The 20,484-nt window shown below is 39.2% G+C and carries 13 protein-coding genes; 10 read left to right on the forward strand and 3 right to left on the reverse strand.

The window, feature by feature from the left end; translation table 11 throughout:
* Position 1: 1 nt before the first annotated feature.
* The 3 genes from R2R28_RS15645 (at position 2) to R2R28_RS15655 (ending at position 8,580) form a co-directional block, all read left to right on the forward strand.
* On the forward strand, positions 2 to 3,184 hold the full coding sequence (locus R2R28_RS15645) for an efflux RND transporter permease subunit (RefSeq protein WP_316826624.1): 3,183 nt from the start codon (positions 2 to 4) through the stop codon (positions 3,182 to 3,184).
* 10 nt (positions 3,185 to 3,194) lie between these two features.
* Positions 3,195 to 4,595 carry an efflux transporter outer membrane subunit gene (locus R2R28_RS15650; RefSeq protein WP_316826625.1) on the forward strand — a complete coding sequence of 467 codons (1,401 nt, stop codon included), beginning with the start codon at positions 3,195 to 3,197 and terminating at the stop codon, positions 4,593 to 4,595.
* Between the two features lie 433 nt (positions 4,596 to 5,028).
* Positions 5,029 to 8,580 carry a gliding motility-associated C-terminal domain-containing protein gene (locus R2R28_RS15655; protein ID WP_316826626.1) on the forward strand — a complete coding sequence of 1,184 codons (3,552 nt, stop codon included), beginning with the start codon at positions 5,029 to 5,031 and terminating at the stop codon, positions 8,578 to 8,580.
* Here R2R28_RS15655 and R2R28_RS15660 read toward each other — a convergent pair.
* A complete protein-coding gene (locus R2R28_RS15660; RefSeq protein ID WP_316826627.1) occupies positions 8,577 to 9,587 on the reverse strand; it encodes a type IX secretion system membrane protein PorP/SprF in 1,011 nt (336 codons plus the stop codon). The two genes, R2R28_RS15655 and R2R28_RS15660, sit on opposite strands and share 4 nt — an antisense overlap.
* Before the next feature lie 308 nt (positions 9,588 to 9,895).
* On the opposite strand from R2R28_RS15660, the gene R2R28_RS15665 reads away from it, so the two are divergent.
* From R2R28_RS15665 to R2R28_RS15680, 5 genes are all read left to right on the forward strand, one after another.
* Complete coding sequence (locus tag R2R28_RS15665; protein ID WP_316826628.1) at positions 9,896 to 12,787, forward strand: DEAD/DEAH box helicase; 2,892 nt, start codon at positions 9,896 to 9,898, stop codon at positions 12,785 to 12,787.
* A gap of 473 nt (positions 12,788 to 13,260) precedes the next feature.
* Positions 13,261 to 13,377 (forward strand): GxxExxY protein, encoded by a 117-nt coding sequence (locus R2R28_RS29195; RefSeq protein ID WP_410479184.1) that lies wholly within the window; start codon positions 13,261 to 13,263, stop codon positions 13,375 to 13,377.
* A 289-nt stretch (positions 13,378 to 13,666) separates the two neighbouring features.
* Complete coding sequence (locus R2R28_RS15670) at positions 13,667 to 13,984, forward strand: DUF2892 domain-containing protein (protein WP_029278253.1); 318 nt, start codon at positions 13,667 to 13,669, stop codon at positions 13,982 to 13,984.
* 65 nt (positions 13,985 to 14,049) lie between these two features.
* A complete protein-coding gene (locus R2R28_RS15675) occupies positions 14,050 to 14,832 on the forward strand; it encodes a DUF1080 domain-containing protein (protein WP_316826629.1) in 783 nt (260 codons plus the stop codon).
* A gap of 230 nt (positions 14,833 to 15,062) precedes the next feature.
* Entirely contained in the window at positions 15,063 to 15,671 is a 609-nt protein-coding gene (locus R2R28_RS15680) for a TMEM175 family protein (RefSeq protein ID WP_316826630.1), read from the forward strand.
* Positions 15,672 to 15,856: 185 nt separating this feature from the next.
* On the opposite strand, the gene aat is transcribed toward R2R28_RS15680, so the two are convergent.
* Positions 15,857 to 16,489 carry a leucyl/phenylalanyl-tRNA--protein transferase gene (aat, locus tag R2R28_RS15685; RefSeq protein WP_316826631.1) on the reverse strand — a complete coding sequence of 211 codons (633 nt, stop codon included), beginning with the start codon at positions 16,487 to 16,489 and terminating at the stop codon, positions 15,857 to 15,859.
* A 73-nt stretch (positions 16,490 to 16,562) separates the two neighbouring features.
* On the opposite strand from aat, the gene R2R28_RS15690 reads away from it, so the two are divergent.
* Together R2R28_RS15690 and R2R28_RS15695 are read left to right on the forward strand one after the other, a co-directional pair.
* Positions 16,563 to 18,005, forward strand: a complete 1,443-nt coding sequence (locus tag R2R28_RS15690; protein WP_316826632.1) for a DUF1800 domain-containing protein — start codon at positions 16,563 to 16,565, stop codon at positions 18,003 to 18,005.
* A gap of 151 nt (positions 18,006 to 18,156) precedes the next feature.
* Entirely contained in the window at positions 18,157 to 19,356 is a 1,200-nt protein-coding gene (locus R2R28_RS15695) for a DUF1501 domain-containing protein (protein ID WP_316826633.1), read from the forward strand.
* 176 nt (positions 19,357 to 19,532) lie between these two features.
* Here R2R28_RS15695 and R2R28_RS15700 read toward each other — a convergent pair whose 3' ends face one another.
* Positions 19,533 to 20,429, reverse strand: a complete 897-nt coding sequence (locus R2R28_RS15700; protein ID WP_316826634.1) for a hypothetical protein — start codon at positions 20,427 to 20,429, stop codon at positions 19,533 to 19,535.
* Positions 20,430 to 20,484: the final 55 nt, after the last annotated feature.

The raw sequence follows: 20,484 nt of genomic DNA on the forward strand, positions 1-20,484 counted from the left end.
TATGTTTAAGAAATTTATAGAAAGACCGGTTTTATCAACGGTTATATCCATTATCATCGTAATTCTCGGTGTTTTAGGTTTAGCTACGTTGCCGGTTTCACAATATCCGGAAATTGCCCCACCAACGGTGCAGGTTTCTACTTCATACCAGGGGGCCAACGCCGATGTGGTAATGAACAGCGTTGTTGTTCCGCTGGAAGAGCAGATAAATGGTGTTGAAGACATGACTTACATGACTTCTACCGCCAGTAATGATGGTACCGCAACCATTACCGTAAACTTTAAGCTGGGTACAAATCCCGATCTTGCTGCTGTAAACGTACAGAACAGGGTTGCACGTGCTACCAGTTTATTACCTGCAGAGGTAACCAAATCGGGGGTTATTACCGCTAAAAGACAAGCGAGTAACGTATTGATTTTTGGCCTATATAGCGACGATCCTTCTTATGATCAAAAGTTTTTGCAGAATTATGCAAACATCAACATCATTCCGCAGATTAAACGTATTAACGGTGTTGGGGATGCGAGTGCATTCGGAACGTTGGATTATACCATGCGTATCTGGTTAAAGCCTGATGTGATGGCCACTTACGGTCTGGTTCCCAACGACATTAACGTTGCCCTTGCTGATCAGAACGTAGAGGCTGCTCCAGGACAATTTGGCGAACTGGGCGATCAGGCATTCCAATATACTTTGAAATATACAGGTAGACTTAAAGATGAGACTCAATTTGGCAACATCATTATCCGTACTACCGATAATGGCCAGATTCTTCGTTTAAAAGATATTGCCCGTATAGAATTGGGTGCACAGAGTTATGCCAGTTCGGTTAAATTTAACGGAAAACAGGCTTTAGGTATCGCGATTAACCAAACTGCAGGTTCAAATGCAAAAGAAGTAATCGAAAACTCCATCAAAACCCTTGATGAAGCCCAAAAATCTTTTCCTAAAGGCGTACATTATTCAACTTTGGTTAACGTAAACGACTTCCTGGATGCATCCATCGAAAAAGTGCTTCACACCTTAATAGAAGCGTTTATTTTGGTATTCTTAGTCGTATTTATTTTCTTACAGGATTTCCGTTCTACCCTGATTCCTGCCATCAGTGTTCCGGTGGCGATTATTGGAACGTTCTTCTTCCTGAGTTTATTTGGCTTCACCATCAACTTACTTACCTTGTTCGCCCTCGTACTGGCCATTGGTATTGTAGTGGATGATGCGATTGTGGTAGTTGAGGCGGTACACGCCAAGCTGGATGAAGGTTATACCGATGCCAGAAAAGCAACAATAGATGCGATGGATGATATTAGCGGTGCGATTATTTCGATCACCCTGGTAATGGCTGCCGTGTTTATCCCGGTAAGTTTTATCTCCGGATCATCTGGTGTATTTTATAAACAGTTCGGTTTAACACTGGCTATTTCCATTATTTTATCGGCCATTAACGCATTAACATTAAGTCCGGCATTATGTGCTTTATTCTTAAAACCACACAAAGAAGAGCACCAGAAATCTAAAAACTTTTTAAACCGTTTTTATGATGCGTTTAATACCTCTTTTGATGCTGTAACCGGAAAATATAAAAAATCGGTAGGTTTTCTATCCAGAAAAAAATGGATTGTTGGATTGGCTATTGCTTTCTTTGCTGTAGTATTGGTTTGGACGATGAATACCACACCAAAAGGTTTTGTACCAAATGAGGATTTGGGAACCATCATGAGTGATATTTCATTACCAGCAGGAACCTCACAAGAGGAAACCAATATTGTAATTGCAAAAATCGATAGTATCGCACACAAAATACCTGAAATTAAAAATACCTTAAGGGTTGTGGGCCGTAGTATGATTAGTGGTTCGGGTAGTTCGTATGGTATGGTAATTTCGCGTTTAACCCCTTGGGATGAACGTAAAGGCCGTGATGTAAAAACGATAATTGGCGAATTATTTGCAAAAACAGCAGGTATTAAAGGAGCTAAAATTATTTTCTTTGCTCCGCCAACCATCCAGGGTTTTGGTACTAGTGGTGGTTTCGAGTTCCAGTTACAGGATAAAACCGGTGGAGATATTAAAAAATTCAATGAGATCGGAAACGGATTTTTAGCAGCGTTGAGCAAACGCCCTGAAATCCAATATGCATCAACCTCTTTTAACCCCAATTTCCCACAATATCAGATTGATGTAAATGTGGCAAAAGTTAAACAGGCTGGCTTAAACGTTAGTGATGTATTAGGTGTAATGCAGGGTTACTATGGTGGTGTTTATGCCTCAAACTTTAACAAATTTGGTAAACAGTTTAGGGTAATGTTCCAGGCAGATGCTCAGTATCGTGCAAACGAGCAAACGCTAACGCGCATTTATGTTAGAAACTCGTCGGGTGGGATGGCTCCGGTTTCAGAGTTTATTACGTTAACCAAAGTATACGGACCGCAGGCTATTTCACGTTTCAACTTGTTTACTTCAATTTCGGTAACAGGTAACCCGAATGCAGGTTATAGCTCTGGTGATGCGCTGAAAGCGGTACAGGAAGAAGCGGCGAAAAACCTTCCGGCAGGATATGGTTATGAATTTTCAGGTTTATCTCGTGAGGAGATGGCCGGCGGAAGTCAAACTGTTTTCATCTTTTTACTTTGCGTAATCTTTGTTTATTTCTTACTTGCTGCACAATACGAAAGTTATATTTTACCATTAGCGGTTTTATTCTCGTTACCAGTTGGTTTGGCAGGTGTATTTGTTTTCGACAAAATTTTCGGAGTAGATAACAATATCTATACACAGATTACCCTGATTATGCTTGTGGGACTACTCGCGAAGAACGCGATTTTAATTGTAGAATATGCAGTAGATAGAAGAAGAAAAGGCATGAGTATTGCTAACGCGGCAATTGATGGTGCAACGGCACGTTTACGTCCGATTTTAATGACCTCTTTCGCCTTTATTTTGGGTTTATTGCCTTTGATGTTATCATCAGGTGTTGGTGCCGCGGGTAATACCTCAATTGGTACAGGTGCTGTGGGTGGTATGTTAATCGGAACCATATTCGGGGTTTTCGTAATTCCGGCCTTGTTTATCATATTCCAGTCTTTACAGGAGCGCATCAGTAATAAATCACCTTTTAACGAAGGTATTGAGCATGAACAAACGCCAGAGGAATATGAATTGGCTACTGCGAACAGCAAACATTAATATTAAGAAAATGAATTTTAGATATAAACATTCCATTTTAACCGGTTTAGCCATTATTACCCTGAGTGCCTGCGTAACTAAAAAATACGAGCGCCCCCAGGTAAAAAATGAAGGTTTATACCGCGATAACAATACAACGGATACCACCACCATTGCAGATTTGCAATGGAAAACGTTGTTTTCTGATACTGCTTTACAATCTTTGATTCAACAAGGGATCAATGAAAATCTAGACCTGAAACAGGCCATCGAGCGGATTAAAATTGCAGAAGCGACCTTAATACAAAGTCGTGGTGCGTTATTACCAAGTTTGCAGGCTGATGTTAACGTTACAGACAATAAAGCATCGGCAGCTGCACAAAATTTTCCGGCAGGGATTAACATTAATTTAGAAACCCAAACGTATAAAGCACAATTAAGCACCAGTTGGGAAGCTGATATCTGGGGAAAATTAACCAGCGCAAAACGTGGTGCTTATGCTACATTACTGCAAAGTGATGCCGCAAAAAGGGCGGTACAAACCCAGTTAATTGCAACCATTGCCAATAACTATTATACTTTACTGGCATTGGATAAACAACTGGCTATTACAGAGCAAACCATCAAGGTAAGAACAAAGGATGTGGAAACCATGAGGGAGCTAAAGCAAGGTGCGGTAGTGAATGGTGCGGCAGTTGTACAAAGCGAAGCTAATTTGTATGCTGCACAAGTAACCCTTCCGGATTTAAAAAGAAGCATTAAAGAAGCTGAAAATGCATTGAGCGTATTGGTTGCCAAAGCACCTAATGCCATTAACCGTACTACACTTGATCAGCAAACGCCGTACGCCAATTTACAAACCGGTGTTTCTGCACAGTTGTTAAAAAACCGTCCGGATGTGATTGCAGCTGAATTCGGTTTCAGGGCAGCTTTCGAAAACACCAATGTAGCTAAAGCTTATTTCTACCCTGCGCTAACCATCACCGCAGCAGGTGGTTTATCGAGCTTACAATTGAGCGATTTCTTCAGCAAATCTATCTTCTATAATTTAGTAGGTGGTTTAACACAACCAATTTTTGCAAAAGGCGCTAATAAAGCACGTTTAAAAACAGCAGAGGCTAACCAACAGATTGCCTTTTATAATTTTCAGCAAACACTTTTAACCGGTGGACAGGAAGTATCAAATGCATTGTATGCTTACCAAACGGCCGCAGAAAAAGAAGAAACGAGGACAAAACAAATTGCTTCGTTAACCAAAGCAGTCGATTTTACCAAAGAATTATTGCGTTACAGTTCAGCAACAAATTATACTGACGTTCTAACTTCAGAACAAAGTTTATTAAGTGCACAATTAAGTGGCATTAACGATAGGTTACAAAAACTGCAATCGGTAGTGAACTTATACCGTGCATTAGGCGGCGGCTGGAAATAAACAATAATTAACAAGCACATTTAAAGGCATTCTGATTTTCAGGATGCCTTTTTTGTTTTTAGCTTGTTTTGTCTGCGCTCGTTTCTAACGAGTGCACAAATAACAATGCGATTTAATCGCATAATCATAGTGTTAAAAAAACGCTTAATTCTAACACAAATTACTTAGAAAGCTTCCCGCTATAGGCGGCACCAAATCATTGGAAATAGTAGCAGTCATGTAATTTCACCTGTAGTATGAGGCAGAAAGCGCGGATTCAATAAATCTGATGTCATAAATTTACAACAACCCAAAACCCTGTTTATCAGCGGTTATCATTCCAAATCTGCGGGGAAACCTTGATTTATATTTCCAACAATGAACAAAAAAAGATTTTAACTAAAACCCTAGCCACTAAACTTTTATTTGTATTTTGGCTGCACCAAACAATTTTATGCGCTTCTCAAAATTTTTAGCCTTTATTGCAGGCTTATTTTTCTTCCAAAATGCTTATGCTCAAACTTATGTGGTTACCAGCAATGCCGATAGTGGCCCTGGAACATTAAGGGAAGGATTAACACAAGCGGCTGCAGCCAACAGAGCAGGCACTTTTACCATTAATTTTAATTTACCTGGTACGCCTAGCGATAACGCCAACCGCACCATCAGGCTGCGTAGCGCACTACCCATCGTATCGTCAAATGTGGTGATTGATGGTACCTCACAAACCGCATGGCCTGCCCTTGGCGTTTCGGGTGCAAAAGTTATCCTGGAGCCCGAATATACCAACACCACCTTTTCAGGCCTGGTGATCGGCCAATATGCCACAACACTGGTCCAAACAACCGGTGTAGAAATTTATGGTCTGTACATCCGTAATTTTGCTACCATCAATAATTTACAAAACGTAAATATGGGTCAGGGATCGGGTATTGTGCTCGATTACCGTGCAAATAATATCACCATTGGGGCACCCGGAAAAGGAAACGTAATCGGCGGCAATATCAATGGTATTGTTGTTCAGAACAGTTCTTTTTTCAGTACGGCGGTAAACACCAAGATAAAGATCCAATCCAATTTAATCGGGGTAATTTATGATGGTATTACACCCAACACCAACGTAACGGGCATTTCGGCCAGTCTTTACGATTGCGGACTGGATGTTGGTGGCGATAACGCCGGTGAAGGAAACGTGATTGCTGCAAACCGGATCAATGTAGATATTAACCGCTCATCGTACTCTACCACTGCAAGGTTTGATATCAATGTAATCAACAATAAAATCGGTGTGGATTATACCGGTAAAAAGGATTTCCATGAATTGCCGATTTTTCTTTCTTCATCCTCATTAGAAATTGCAGGTTTAAAGGTTAATGCGGTAAATACAGCGCTTTATGTACGCAACAACATTATCGGTGGAAATAGAACCACAGGGGTTTCGATTACCAATTCTGATTTTATTTTAACGGGTAACGCCATTGGTACTGATGCCGCCGGAACGGTAGTGATGGGTAATGGTTTAGGTATAAAAATAGAAGCAGGCGCAGGCGGAACCATTGGTGGCGCAACTCCTGCAGAAGCCAACTTAATTGCCAATAATAGTTTCGGGGTCGAAACCGTATCTTCAAAGCCGGTAAAAATCACGAGGAACAGTTTTTTCTGTAACAGGACATTTGGAATTGGAAAAACCTTAACCATTCTTCAACCTTACATTCAAATCCTGAAAAAAAGAACTGATTATGTTTCGGGCCGGGCAACGCCAAACGCTGAAGTAGAGCTATTTTATACCGTAAACTGTCAGGGCATTTGCGAGGGTAAAACCTACATTGCCACGGTACAGGCAGGCAGCGATGGCCGTTGGGAATATAATGGAGCACTTACCGGGATGGTTACCGCAACAGCTAGTTTATTAAATGCAACTACCTCCCCTTTTTCTACAGCTGAGTTATTACCAAATGAAGCTATAGTAGAACCTGTTACTTGTAGCGCCAATGGATCAATCACCATCCCTGAACCCCGCGAAGGTTTTACATTTACCTGGGTAAAAATAGAAACGGATGGTAGCCGGGTACCTAAAGGCAATACACAGAGCATTGCGGGCCTTGATGTAGGTACTTACGAAGTAACTGTTGATGATGGCTGTAAAGCATTTCCATCCGTATTTATCATTAAAGATCAAAAATTAACCAAACCAACCATCATACCAGTTAATCCGCTTTGCGGTCAAAGCACTTTCACGTTTACCGCAGAAGTTCTAAGAGGAAAAGGGGTATTGAAATATACCTGGATTAATTCGGCAACAGGAAATAATGTTAGTCTCAACAACCCGGCTACTTTACCCGAAGGCACCTATTATGTAAAGGTAACGGATGAGGCAAGTTGTTCGTTAGATTCTGATCCGATAACAGTTAAAAGGAAACCAAAAATCATCATTGCAACTACTATTCCATTTAAACATGCAACCTGTGGAAGCCAAAACGGCGCAATAAAAGAATTAAAATTTACCGATGTTACCGGAACAGCTACCTATAAATGGTATAAACCCGATCTTATTACAGGCGCATTGGGTGATGTAATTGCATTAACCGCCGACTTAGAAAATGTTGAAGGCGGTAATTATACCATTGTAGTAACTGATGAAGGAGAATGCGGATCTACTTCAGCCTCTTATTTTATCATTACCGATAATACCATACAGATTAGTAATGCTACAAGCGGAAGAAACGAAACCTGCAATAACAGTAATGGAGCATTAGGTGGAATTACACTTACTGACGCCGATAATTATGAATGGGCTGGGCCAAACGGATTCACCAAATCAGGCACTTATTCTGCCGGAACAATTTTGTCAATTGACAAATTAAAAGCAGGAACATATACTTTAAAGGCAATTAATAGCAAATCATCATGTGCTCCGGTAAGTAAACCTTTTACCGTGTTAGCCACACCAATTCCAGTTTATACATTTTCACAGCCTATCCCAGTACCAACAACATGCGGTTTAAACAATGGAAGTATCGAGCTTAATTTCAGTTCGGCACTACCATACCGATACGAATGGAAAGATGAATCAGGCAATGTTATTCCTAGTACAAAAACAATCAATTCTATTTCTATTAAAAATTTACCTGGTGGTACTTACACCATGTATGCCTATGACATTAATGGCTGTGATCCAATTATTATTGGTCCATACACCATAAATGTCACTCCATTATTAACCATTGTACCGAATACGGGAACACGAGTTGACGATGGTTGTACCTTACTTAGAGGCTCGGTTACGGGTGTTCAGGTAATTGGTGGTGTACCAGGTTACGATTTTAAATGGATAAATGAAGCTGGTAAAGCGGTTCAATTTACACAGGATTTGATAAAAGCCGGCGCAGGCACTTACCGTTTGGAAGTGTCGGATAAAACCTACAAAAACAACGATAAAAGCTGTGGCTACGCCATCAGCGAACCTTTTACCATTGTTGATGAACCATTTAAAATTTTAACGCCAATTGTTAACGATCTCCGCGTTTGTTATGTTTCTGATATTGTTCTTCCCGTAATTGCCCCTGAAGAAGGCACCTATCAGTTATTCGAAAAACTGGATGACACCAAACCATTTTTAGAAAGCACTATTGGTATATTCAAATTTAAGGTAGCCAAAACAGCCGATTATTATATTCGGCGAAAACTCGGCTCTTGTACCAGCGAGTTTACCAAAGTACATGTAGAGGTAACACACGATAACCTGGAAATTACCAATACCATTACCCCGAATGGCGATGGCATGAACGATGTTTGGCAAGTGCGCGGATTACCTGATTTTAAAGGTACCAACATCAAGGTTTATACCCGTGGCGGTCAGTTGGTGTACGAATCTATCGGCAATTACAATAAACCATTTGATGGCCGTTTCAGGGATAAAGAATTACCAGCAGGTGTTTATTATTATGTAATCGATTTACGGGCCGAATGTAAACCATTGGGCGGCAGTATTACACTTTTACGTTAAAACTGCCTGCTTGGACAAGCTACCTGATAACGGTTATTTAATAAAATACCCAATACAATTTCGTGGGTACCATTATTTACCGAGCGTAAACCTGAGGTATTTACATCATACGAGTAACTCAGGTTTACCAAAGAAGCAACATTAAATCCAGCCAATAATGAAAAGGAATCGTTATTTCTGAAACTGGTTCCCACCCAGAATTTGTCTTTATAGGCAAATTTCAGGTTGGCATCAAATGCTGCAGGCGCATTAGTCCAATAGGTAATCAAAGCAGATGGAATCATGGCAATATCTTCATCGAGGAATATTTTATAACCAGCGGTACCGTAAAAAGTAGCCGCCTGATAAGCATCAATTCTAATCTTATTACCTACTACGCTACTTTTATTCCCAATGAGCTGTTTGGCCGAAACACCTGCAAAAAACCTCGGACTATACAACCAGACACCAGCCCCCACATCAGGGCGGATTTTATTATTATAATCAGCTGAAAATAAGGGATCGCCAGATTCATCGGCTACAATTCCACGCACATCAACATTGATTGATTTAAAACCTGCAGATAAACCCAATGATAAATTGATCTCATTGGTAAGCCCAAGGTGGTAAGCATAGGTTACGCTTACGTTGGTTTGCCTGATTAAACCGGCCTTATCCGTCATCGCCACCAGGCCGATACCATGATGCGGCTCCGCTGCCGTATAGTTGTTTACATAACTCCTGCTCATGGGGTTTTCGCCATTACCGGCAAATGAATTTACATTGCTTCGCACAAAATCTTCGCCTATGGCTGTACTTAAAGAAAGGTATTGCGTACTCGGCGAACCTTCTAAACCTGTCCACTGTTTGCGCAGACCAATTTTTAAATCGGTATAGTTATCAATCCCCGATAATGCAGGATTTAACAAAATATTATTGAAGATATATTGGGTACTCCGTGGAATTTCCTGCCCATAGCCAGAAAAAAACAGACAGCTGAACAGAGAGAGCGCGTAAAAAAATTTCATTTAACCTATGATGATGCGTTAATTGACTGATAATAAAAGCTTACCAATCCAAGCGCTAAGATAATAAGTTGTAGTCAATTATAAAGTATTTAATATTTCTACCGCATTTTGTTTATTTTAGTTCGCAGGCAGCAAATAATTCAACTATATCTCTGCTAAACCATTGTTTTTCAGCTTTATTTTCAGCACAGGTAAAAAATCATTCATATTTTTATCCCAAAACCGTTCAGTTCTTTTGATGTAATCTCAAAATATTGTAAGTTTAAAGTTTTTTAAGCCCCTAGCTTCCAAAAATTTTATACCCATCAATGCTACGTGTCGATAGTTCTAAAGCCTGTAAAGTGGTGTACTCGTTGTGCAAACATGAGTACCTTGGCTATTTAATTGAACCTCACGTTGTTCAGTTAAATCCGCAGGGCGATTTTTCTTTTACTTATCAGCGGATTTTCACACACACTGCCGAAGAATTTAATGCTTGTTTAAACGAAATCGATTATAAGCTGATTAAAATTTTAGACGACATCGAACAAGATTCGCTGATTAAAAAGTATTATAAGAAATTAATCAGGCCAACTGAGTTTTTTACCAAAATTTTCGACGATAAATTTTACGAGAGTGTACGTCCGAAAATTGAAAAAAAACTGGCCGAAGCTTTAGAACTTTTAAAGGTTAAAAATGAGCTTTATGTAATGGATAAAGATGGCTGGCCAGTTGAACGTAAGATCGAACTTGCAGATGAACCAGCGTCTATCCTATTCCATTTCCGCCGGAATGAAACAGAAACGCGCTATTTTCCAACCATTAAGTACCAGAACCTGCGCATCGAATTTATGTTTAAAGAAGCGCAGATCATCAGCAACAAACCTGCCTGGTTATTGTTGAATGATGTTTTATACTTTTTTGATCAGGATATTGAGGGCAAGAAATTGCAACCATTTTTAAATAAACGGTTTATTGCCATCCCGAAAACAACGGAAGCGACCTACTTTGAAAAATTTGTTGCCCCGCTGATCGAAAAGCACCATGTTTACGCTGAAGGTTTCGAAATCAGGACCGAACAATTCGACGCTACACCTGTAATTAAGGTTTTATATGTGGACGGAGGTCTTTCGCAGATCCAGCTTTATTTTAAATATGGCGAATATACTTTCCCGGTAGAAAATGCACATAAAGTAACCGTACGTTTAGAAAAAACGGCCGACAACTATATTTTTCACCGGATAAAACGTTCGGCCGATTGGGAGAAAAAACAATTTAACCTGTTGTTATCGTTAGGACTTAAAAAAACAAGTTCATTATTCAGCAACCTCGAAGTGAGTGCTGCTGATGAAAACCCAAGTTATGCAGCCATTAACTGGGTAAATGAACATATTGAGTTATTAGAAACATCTGGATTTGAAATTGAACAAGCCACAGGGCAGAAAAAATTTGTTTTCGGTGCCAGCAAAATCGATCTCGAAGTTAAAGAAGGAAACGATTGGTTCGATATCCATGCTGTGGTGTGGTTTGGTAAATATCAGATTCCTTTTTTATCCTTAAAACAGCATATTTTACATAAAAAGCGAGAGTTTTTATTGCCGGATGGCGAAGTGGCCATTATCCCCGATAAATGGTTTACGCAATACGGCAGTTTGTTTAGCCTGGCAGAAGCCGGACAAACGCTAAAATTAAAGAAACACCACATCGGTTTAATTAACGATCTGGCTGAAGATAGTTTGGCCAATGTTACGCTCGAACGTAAACTTCAGCGCTTATCTGATTTTGAAGATATTGCCGATACACAAATGCCCGTACATTTTAAAGGCAGTTTGCGCGATTATCAAAAAGCAGGCTACAACTGGTTCAGCTTTTTACGCGAATACAATTTTGGCGGTTGTTTGGCCGATGACATGGGTTTGGGTAAAACCATCCAGACTTTGGCCATGCTGCAAAAAGTAAAGGAAGATGATCAGTTGCTCGAAACGCAAAGCACATCGCTGATTATCATGCCAACCTCTTTAATTTACAACTGGTTAACAGAGTCGAAAAAATTCACCCCAAAACTTAAAATCCTGGCACATACGGGCACTAACCGGAATAAGGATGTAGCCAATTTTGCCAATTACGACATCGTGATTACCACTTACGGGGTAACCCGGGTTGATGTTGATGAACTAAAAAATTTCTATTTCAATTATATTATCCTCGACGAAAGTCAGAACATTAAAAACCCGGCATCAAAATCATTCAAAGCCGTTAGAAGCTTAAAATCGAAACATAAACTAATTTTGAGTGGTACGCCTGTAGAAAATTCGGTGAGCGATTTATGGTCTCAATTGACTTTCCTGAACCCAGGCTTATTGGGTACGCAGGCATTTTTCTATGAAGAATATGTGCAGGCCATAGAAAAGAAAAAAGACGAGGAAAAAGCACGCAAACTGCAATCGATCATTAAACCTTTTGTACTTCGCAGAACAAAAGAACAGGTTGCAGCAGAGTTACCACCAAAAACAGAACAGGTAATTTATTGCGACATGAGTGAAGATCAGGCCGCTTATTATGAAAAAACAAAATCAGCTTACCGCAACGATCTTTTGCAAAGCATGGATGACGGAACTTTTGCGCAAAAACAGGTTCAGCTTTTACAGGGTTTAACCGCTTTGCGCCAGTTAGCCAATCACCCGGTAATGATTGATGGCACCTATATTTCTGATTCGGGCAAATTTGAAAATGTAATCCATACTTTAGACAATGTGCTTAAAGGCGGACATAAGGTTTTGGTATTCTCCCAGTTTGTAAAACACCTCGATATTTTCAAAAAGCATTTTGAAGCCGAAAATATTCCTTTTGCTTATTTAGATGGTTCTACCCGTAACCGTGGCGAAATTGTTTCCGAGTTTCAGCAAAATACCGATTTAAAAGTTTTCCTGATTTCTATAAAAGCAGGAGGCGTGGGTTTAAACTTAACACAGGCCGATTATGTTTTTATCCTTGATCCATGGTGGAACCCCGCAGTAGAACAACAGGCCATCGATAGGACGCACCGCATCGGTCAGGATAAAAAGGTTTTCATCTACAAATTCATCGCAAAAGATACCGTTGAAGAAAAAATCCTTGCCCTGCAAAACCGTAAAAAATCGTTGGCCAGCTCATTGATTACCACAGAAGAAAGTTTCTTTAAATCGTTGAGTAAGGATGATATTAGGGATATTTTGAATTAATCGCTAAAATTCGCCACAGACTTTGCTGTTTTTTCTACCAATGTGCTTCAAAATGTGTTTTTCAATACCTAAAAATCAATTCCTCTATTTTTTGCCACGGAGGCACTGAAAACACGGAGTAGGTTTAGCGGCTTCATGCTATTTTGCTATATTAGTGTATAACATCCCAAGTTAATTGAATTAAAATTATATTAAAACACTTGATATGGACATTCTACAATCAGACTTTCCCCTAAAAAACGAAACAAATCTCATTATTAATGCAGCCATTGAAATTCATAATCATTTAGGCTGTGGTTTTTAGAAATTGTATATAAAGATGCATTTTGCATTGAATTAGAAAGCAGGTGATATTTTTATGAAAGAGAAAAACTATATCAACTTTATTATAAGGATATTTTGTTGCCACACAGCTTTTATGCCGATTTATTATATTCGATTCGGTTATATTAGAAATTAAAGCCTAAAGCGCAATTTCAAGTGCAGACATCGTACAAACACTAAACTACCTCCGATGTTCTGGTTGCAAAGTCAGTCTTATTTTAAATTTTGGAAAGCAAAGTCTGGAGATCAAACGAGTTGTTTTATAAATAACCCAATCTCCGTGTCAATCCGCGCATCAGTGGCCAAAACAAAATAACAATTCCTACTTCCTGTGCAAATCTGTAAATCCGTGGCCAAAACAAAATAACAATTCCTACTTTCTGTGCAAATCCGTGCATCAGTGGCCAAAACAAAATAACAATTCTTACTTTCTGTGCAAATCCGTGCATCAGTGGCCAAAAACAAAAATGAATCTGTGTTTTCGCGATAAACTCTATCTTTTCAAAACTCAATCCATCCTTACTTGTTATACAGTAGTACATAAATTCTACCATCATGACAAATCAAGATTTTAATACCGCAGTAAACAACGTAAAAGAAGCCTGGAAATATCCGGAGTTATTCGAAAACGTTTCAAAATCAGAGCGTTGGTTATCTGGTGCAGCCGGTACATACTTATTATTTAAAGGCATTACCAGTATTTTTTCTCACCCGGTAATTGGTTTAACAGGTGCTGCCATTGGTGCGGGTTTATTATACCGTGGTATTACTGGTTACTGCCCAATGCGCGATTTGGCCGAACAACGTAAAGAAGATATTGCCCCTGATGAAGTGATTATAAGCGAAACCTATGTTGTTGACGATTTGGGGTAAAATTTTAAATACGAAATTTCCATTTCTTAATAAACTGGTTAACTTTAAAAAGTTAAACCACAATTATGAACAAGTACACACTATTATTTATTCCTGTTTTATTTGCAGGGCAAGCTATGGCTCAAGATAAAAAACCAGATCCTGCCAAAGACCCAAAAACAACCGAAGTTTGGGAACCCGTTCCTAAAATTGTTACACCAGGCAAATTGCCTCAGGATGCTCCATCTGATGCTACCATTCTTTTTAATGGCCGTAATTTAGATGCATGGCACTCCGTTAAAGATCCGTCTAAACCAGCAGCATGGACAATTGACGATGGATTTTTCACCGTAAAAAAAGGCACAGGAAATATCGAAACCAATAAAAAATTTACCGATTACCAATTGCACATGGAATGGAAAATTCCTGAAAATATTTCGGGCGAAGGTCAGGCACGAGGTAACAGTGGTGTATTTTTAGCTTCAACAGGTGGTGGTGATGATGGTTATGAAATCCAGATTATGGATGCCTATAACAACAAAACCTATGTTAACGGACAAACCGGAAGTGTTTACAAACAAGCCATTCCATTAGCTAATGCCAACAAAAAACCAGGCGAATGGCAATATTATGATATCATCTGGAATGCGCCACGTTTTAACGAGGATGGAACAATAAAAAAACCTGCAAGCGTTACCTTATTTTTAAATGGCGTGCTGTTACAGAATGGTTATGTATTAAAAGGCGAAACCCGTTACATCGGTGCACCTGAATATAAAAAACATGGGCCGGCTTCAATTAAATTACAAGATCACGGCGATCCAAGTCCAGCCATTAGCTTTAGGAACATCTGGGTAAGGGAATTATAACTTTTAACCTTACGGCCCTTGTTTGTACCGGGGATCAGCTAGCACTGCGATTTTATCGCTTACCACATTAAAATGTGAACCTCATACATCCCCGTTGCAAACGTTTAACGATAGCGAATTATAATTTCAACAAAACAATAAGGAACCTGCAGGCCAAAAACTTGCAGGTTTTGTTTTATAACATAATTTGACTGATAATTGTATCAGATTATTTAAGGTCGGATTTTTTTATGAACAAAGGCAGATTAGAAGCATTTAGTGATGGTGTAATTGCAATTATCATCACCATTATGGTGCTAGAGATTAAGGTACCGGAGCATGGCGAAACTTTAGCAAGCTTAAAACCATTGATCCCTAAATTTATCAGCTATATCTTAAGTTTTACCTATGTTGGTATTTACTGGAATAATCACCACCATTTATTGCATGCCGTTAAGAGGGTAAAAGGGGCCATGCTTTGGGCAAATCTTAATTTTTTATTCTGGTTATCACTATTTCCTGTTGCCGCAGGATGGATGGGTGAGCATCATTTTGCATTATGGCCCGTTATCATGTACGGTGTGGTGCTTTTCTTAACTGCTCTCTCTTACGCATTACTTGTTATGGTAATCAAAAAAACAGAAGGACAAAATTCGCTTGTGGTGCATGCTATTGGTAATGATGCCAAAGGCAAATACTCTCTTCTTTTCTATATTGCAGGTGTTGGTTTAAGTTTTATAAATCCCTGGATCGGTGTTTCGCTTTATTTTACCGTAGCCTGTATCTGGTTTATTCCCGATAGAAGAATAGAAAAAGCCATGCGTGAGCAGGGTTTAATTGATGATGAGAAAGCTAATTAGCATAAATACTATGCCGGCAGGGATAGGCAATTTGCCGGCAATAGCAACGCAGGCATACCCCCTTAGCCCAGATTGAAGTGAGCATCCCGATTTTACATTGGGATAAAACGTAAAGCGGGAAGAAACTTAAATAGGAGTAGCAAGCTGCGCTTCAAATAAAATAACAAACTAAAAGCGTGTTGGTATTAGCGGGCCTCTAGCATTTCCATATACAATTCCCTACCGATCATTTCTGCACCCAAACTCATTAAATGATCGTTTGGTAACTGACAATCGATTAAATCAATATTCATTTTGCTTAAAAAAATCAGCGCTGCTTTTGAGGCATTGCTTACATGGCTAAACATGCTTTCGCCACAAAAAACGCGGTTAACTTTTAATCCGTATAAACCACCAACCATCCGGTTTTCGTGCCAAACTTCTACGCTATGTGCATACCCCTGTTGATGAAGATTGATATAAGCCTCCTGCATTTCATTGGTAATCCAGGTGCCATCCTGTTCCTTCCGCACGGTGGTTGCACAATTCCTGATCACTTCCGCAAAAGCCTGATTAAAAGTGATTTTAAAAAGTCCATCCTTCAAAATTTTCTTCATGCTTTTACTAACCTTGATTTTATCGGGATAAATGACACAGCGCTCATGTGGCGAATACCAGAGGATCGGTTCACCTTCGCTAAACCACGGGAATATGCCGTTCGAATAGGCAATTAACAGCCTTTCCATACTCAAATCTCCCCCAATAGCTAGCAAACCATCTTCTTCTGCAAGGGCTGGATCGGGGAAACCGGGGTTATCATTTAGGAGTTGAAAAAACATAGGCGAAAATAAGAAAGAAAACAAAGATTAAACCCTTGCGTTTTAAATAAGTCATACTGTTAAATTGTCCATTATGAACGCAAAAGATAACTTCTTAAAAGTAAAACATCTTTACAACCGGGCAGGCTTCGGGATTTCTTATGCAGATTTACAGAAATTAAGCAAGAAAAACCTCGATAAAGTGGTAGATAACCTGCTTAAAGATTCTCAAAAAGATGCGCCCATCAAGTTAGTAAACGATTTTGAATCAAAACGACAGCTTTTGGTACAGGCAGGTTTATACGCTAAAAAAGACCTGACAGATGATGAAAAGAAAATGCGTCAGCAGATTGTACGCGAGCAAAATGAAGTAAGCCGCGACCTGAATATTGCTTTCATTAACCAGATGATTAATACCGATGTACCCCTGCGGGAGAAAATGACACTCTTTTGGCATGGGCACTTTGCCTGCCGCAACAACAATCCTTTTTTTGCACAACAGTTAAATAACATTCAACGAGAAAATGCTTTAGGGAGCTTTAAAACCTTACTGGTAGAAGTTTCTAAGTCGCCGGCCATGTTGCAATACCTCAACAACCAGCAAAACAGAAAAGGAAAGCCAAATGAGAATTTCGCCCGCGAACTGATGGAACTTTTCACCCTGGGTAGAGGAAATTATGCGGAACAGGATATTAAAGAATCAGCACGTTCTTTTACAGGCTGGATGTATGATAAAGATGGTTCTTTTATTTTCAGACAAAACCTGCATGATACCGGTACCAAAACATTTTTCGGTAAAATCGGAAATTTTGAAGGTAAAAACATCATCGATATTATTCTCGAAAAACCCGAAACCTCACAGTTTATTGCCAGAAAAGTATATAAATTCTTTGTAAACGATACTCCAAATGAGGATCATGTTAAAGAACTCGCAACACATTTTTACAATTCGAAATACGACATTGCTTCGATGATGAAAAAGATGTTTACATCAGACTGGTTTTACAGTCCCGAAAATGTAGGCACCAAAATTAAATCGCCAGCTGAATTTTTAGTTGGTTTAAGTCGCGAATTTTATGTTACCTATAACAAACCACAGGTTTTAATCCAGTTACAGAGCAGTTTGGGTCAGTATTTATTTAACCCTCCCAATGTAGCGGGCTGGCCCGGCGGACAAAGCTGGATCGATAGTTCCTCGTTAATGTTGAGGATGCGCATTCCATCGCTGGTTTTAAATGACGGGGAAATTGATTTTAGCGGTAAGGCCGATCCTGAAGATGAAGCTGTAATTGCATTGAGCAGGGTAGCAACCACCAATGCCAACGCCAATACAAAACCCAAATCGTACGTAAATGCAAATGCCGATTGGCCTAAGTTTTTAAACACTTTACCAAATGGATTAACACCATTAGAACTTACCCGCTTTTTATTACAGCCGAAGTTAAATGATAAAATTACAACGATGGTTAGTGATAATAAAGGATTGCGGAGTACCGCGGTTGAGATTACGAGCATGCCGGAGTATCAGTTGTGCTAACCGTTTACGGCTGATAGTTTGATGGCTCATCGTTCATAGCTGCTTCGCTAAACACCCAGGCCATCAACTATAAAACTATGAACCATCAACCATTGACTAATAAACGAATGAACCAGTGAACCAAAACACCATTTAACTAAACATTAACAAGATGAACAGAAGAAACTTTTTAAGAAATACAGGATTTGTGGCAGCAGGTTCGCTATTTGTTCCGGCTTTTATGAAACCGTTGGAGGCCATGGCACTTGATGAGTTGAGTTTATACAAAAACCTGGTTGTGGTGCAGCTTTCTGGTGGTAACGACGGTCTAAACACGGTTATTCCTTTTGGAAATGATATTTATTACCAAAAAAGGAAAAGCATTGCCATTAAACCCGAAGAAGTGATCAAATTGAACGACATGCAGGGCTTAAATCCCAATATGGCAGCACTGCAGGAGATACACGACCAAGGCTGGATGACCATCATTAATGATGTAGGCTATCCTAACCCCGACCGTTCCCACTTCCGTTCCATGGATATCTGGCAAACCGGTAGCGACAGTAATCAGTTCCTCTCTACCGGATGGATTGGCCGTTATCTAGATAGCAATTGCCAAACCTGCAAATTTCCTTATACCGCGATTGAGGTAGACGATTCGCTTTCTTTGGCAATGAAAGGACAAACTAAAAAGGGAATTGCCTTAAAAGATCCTGCCGCTTTGTTCCGCAATACCAACGATCCCTTTTTTAAGTCGATGTTGCAGAATGATAAGGAGCATTTAGATGAAGATAATTTAGGTTACCTCTATAAAACGATGATCGAAACTTCTTCTTCTGCAAATTATATCCAGAATACTTCAAAAATTTATCAATCTAAATCAACTTACCCTAACTCGGGTTTTGCAAACCAGTTGAAAACGGTATCTAAATTTATTTCTTCGGGATTAAAAACCAGGGTTTATTACGTTTCGTTAAGTGGTTTCGATACTCACGTAAACCAGATCGGTCAACAAGGGAATCTGCTTAAACAATATAGTGAAGGCATGGCCGCTTTCTTAAAAGATTTAAAAACAAATAATAAATTAGATGATACCTTAGTAATCACCTTCTCTGAATTTGGCCGCAGGGTTGAACAAAATGCAAGTAATGGCACCGACCACGGAACGGCCAATAATATGTTTGTTTTCGGCGGAAAATTAAAAAAACAGGGCATTTTTAATGCAGCACCAAATTTAAGTGATCTGGATACAGGCGATTTAAAATACCAGTTGGATTTTAGGCAGGTTTATGGTACCATTTTAGATAAATGGCTGGATGTAAACAATGCAGATATTTTGAATAAGAAATTTAACACCCTTGATTTTATATAATTATTGACGATTAAGTTTTTTTTTAAAAAGTCAGTCTTGAAAGAAAATAATCACAATTACCTACAAGTCCGTCATTTCGACTACAGTGGAGAAAATTTTTGAAATCTGTTACTAACTTAATAGATTTCTCCATTTCGCTACGCTCCAGTCGAAATGACGGCTACTCATTAAAATCGTTACTTACTGGTCAATTCCAGTTCATCTAAAGTTCCTTTGCTTTCCTGAAGCTCCTTTAATTCTTCCTTCTTTTTTTTTATTTCAGCATCAATATCTTCAACACTGTATTTTGGTAGCGCTATGGTTTTACCATTGGCGGTAATACTCGAAGCATAAACCTTAAGCTCCAGACCGAAATCTGCAAGTTTTGCATTTGTAACCGGGTATTTAACATTTCTCCATTTTTCAGGATTATTAATTTTTGCGTCCCTCAACATGCCACTATCATGCATCGAATCGCCCGGCTTTATGGTGTTGTTACCATCCCCGTCTCTGGACATTTGCGAAAAAATCACTTTTTTGGTCGAGATCTCTCTCACCTCAACATTAACATCAATGCTTCCGGTTATGGGCTGTTTGCCTGTATAAACATAATCGACTTCAAATTCGGGCACCTTTTCACCAAAAAAATCATCTTCCCTTATCGTCAGGCTAGTCACTTTAAATATATCCAGCTTTTGTTTATTAACCATTAGCTCCTTTTTCTGCATTTCCAGTGTATCAATTTCACCCGATACTTTTGCAGTTTCTTTTTTATTATGGGCTTGTAAAAGATCTTCTGCAAGGTTTACCACTGATGAATAACTTAAACCATCGATCATTTCCAACGAAATTTTATCGAAAGATTTTCCCTTATATTTCTCGGGTTCATTCCACTTTAAACGCATGGCTTCTAAGGCAATAACCCTGAGGGCTTTTTCCAGATTCACTTGCTCATCCTTATTCAGGTTTTTTACGATTTTGGCTTTAGAAACTTCAAATTCTTTTTCAGATTTCGCATTAAATTTTTCTCCGCAACCCGTTAACGCTGCTACCATAAATGCACAGCATACGATGATGATTGATAATTTGTTCATAGGTTAATTTTAGATGGAATGAAACGTTAACCTTTAAACGTTTAGCATAGCTGTA

Origin of the sequence: Pedobacter miscanthi, from assembly GCF_032678605.1 — a bacterium.
Taxonomy (GTDB): domain Bacteria; phylum Bacteroidota; class Bacteroidia; order Sphingobacteriales; family Sphingobacteriaceae; genus Pedobacter; species Pedobacter miscanthi_A.

What these genes read in the sequence shown, in the direction of transcription:
- R2R28_RS15655 (WP_316826626.1), top strand. Translation starts at nt 5,029, where the DNA reads ATGCGCTTCTCAAAATTTTTAGCCTTTATTGCAGGCTTATTTTTCTTC.
- R2R28_RS15695 (WP_316826633.1), top strand. Translation starts at nt 18,157, where the DNA reads ATGAACAGAAGAAACTTTTTAAGAAATACAGGATTTGTGGCAGCAGGT.
- R2R28_RS15660 (WP_316826627.1), bottom strand. Translation starts at nt 9,587, where the DNA reads ATGAAATTTTTTTACGCGCTCTCTCTGTTCAGCTGTCTGTTTTTTTCT.
- R2R28_RS15650 (WP_316826625.1), top strand. Translation starts at nt 3,195, where the DNA reads ATGAATTTTAGATATAAACATTCCATTTTAACCGGTTTAGCCATTATT.
- R2R28_RS15670 (WP_029278253.1), top strand. Translation starts at nt 13,667, where the DNA reads ATGACAAATCAAGATTTTAATACCGCAGTAAACAACGTAAAAGAAGCC.
- aat (WP_316826631.1), bottom strand. Translation starts at nt 16,489, where the DNA reads ATGTTTTTTCAACTCCTAAATGATAACCCCGGTTTCCCCGATCCAGCC.
- R2R28_RS15645 (WP_316826624.1), top strand. Translation starts at nt 2, where the DNA reads ATGTTTAAGAAATTTATAGAAAGACCGGTTTTATCAACGGTTATATCC.
- R2R28_RS15700 (WP_316826634.1), bottom strand. Translation starts at nt 20,429, where the DNA reads ATGAACAAATTATCAATCATCATCGTATGCTGTGCATTTATGGTAGCA.
- R2R28_RS15675 (WP_316826629.1), top strand. Translation starts at nt 14,050, where the DNA reads ATGAACAAGTACACACTATTATTTATTCCTGTTTTATTTGCAGGGCAA.
- R2R28_RS15680 (WP_316826630.1), top strand. Translation starts at nt 15,063, where the DNA reads ATGAACAAAGGCAGATTAGAAGCATTTAGTGATGGTGTAATTGCAATT.
- R2R28_RS15690 (WP_316826632.1), top strand. Translation starts at nt 16,563, where the DNA reads ATGAACGCAAAAGATAACTTCTTAAAAGTAAAACATCTTTACAACCGG.
- R2R28_RS15665 (WP_316826628.1), top strand. Translation starts at nt 9,896, where the DNA reads ATGCTACGTGTCGATAGTTCTAAAGCCTGTAAAGTGGTGTACTCGTTG.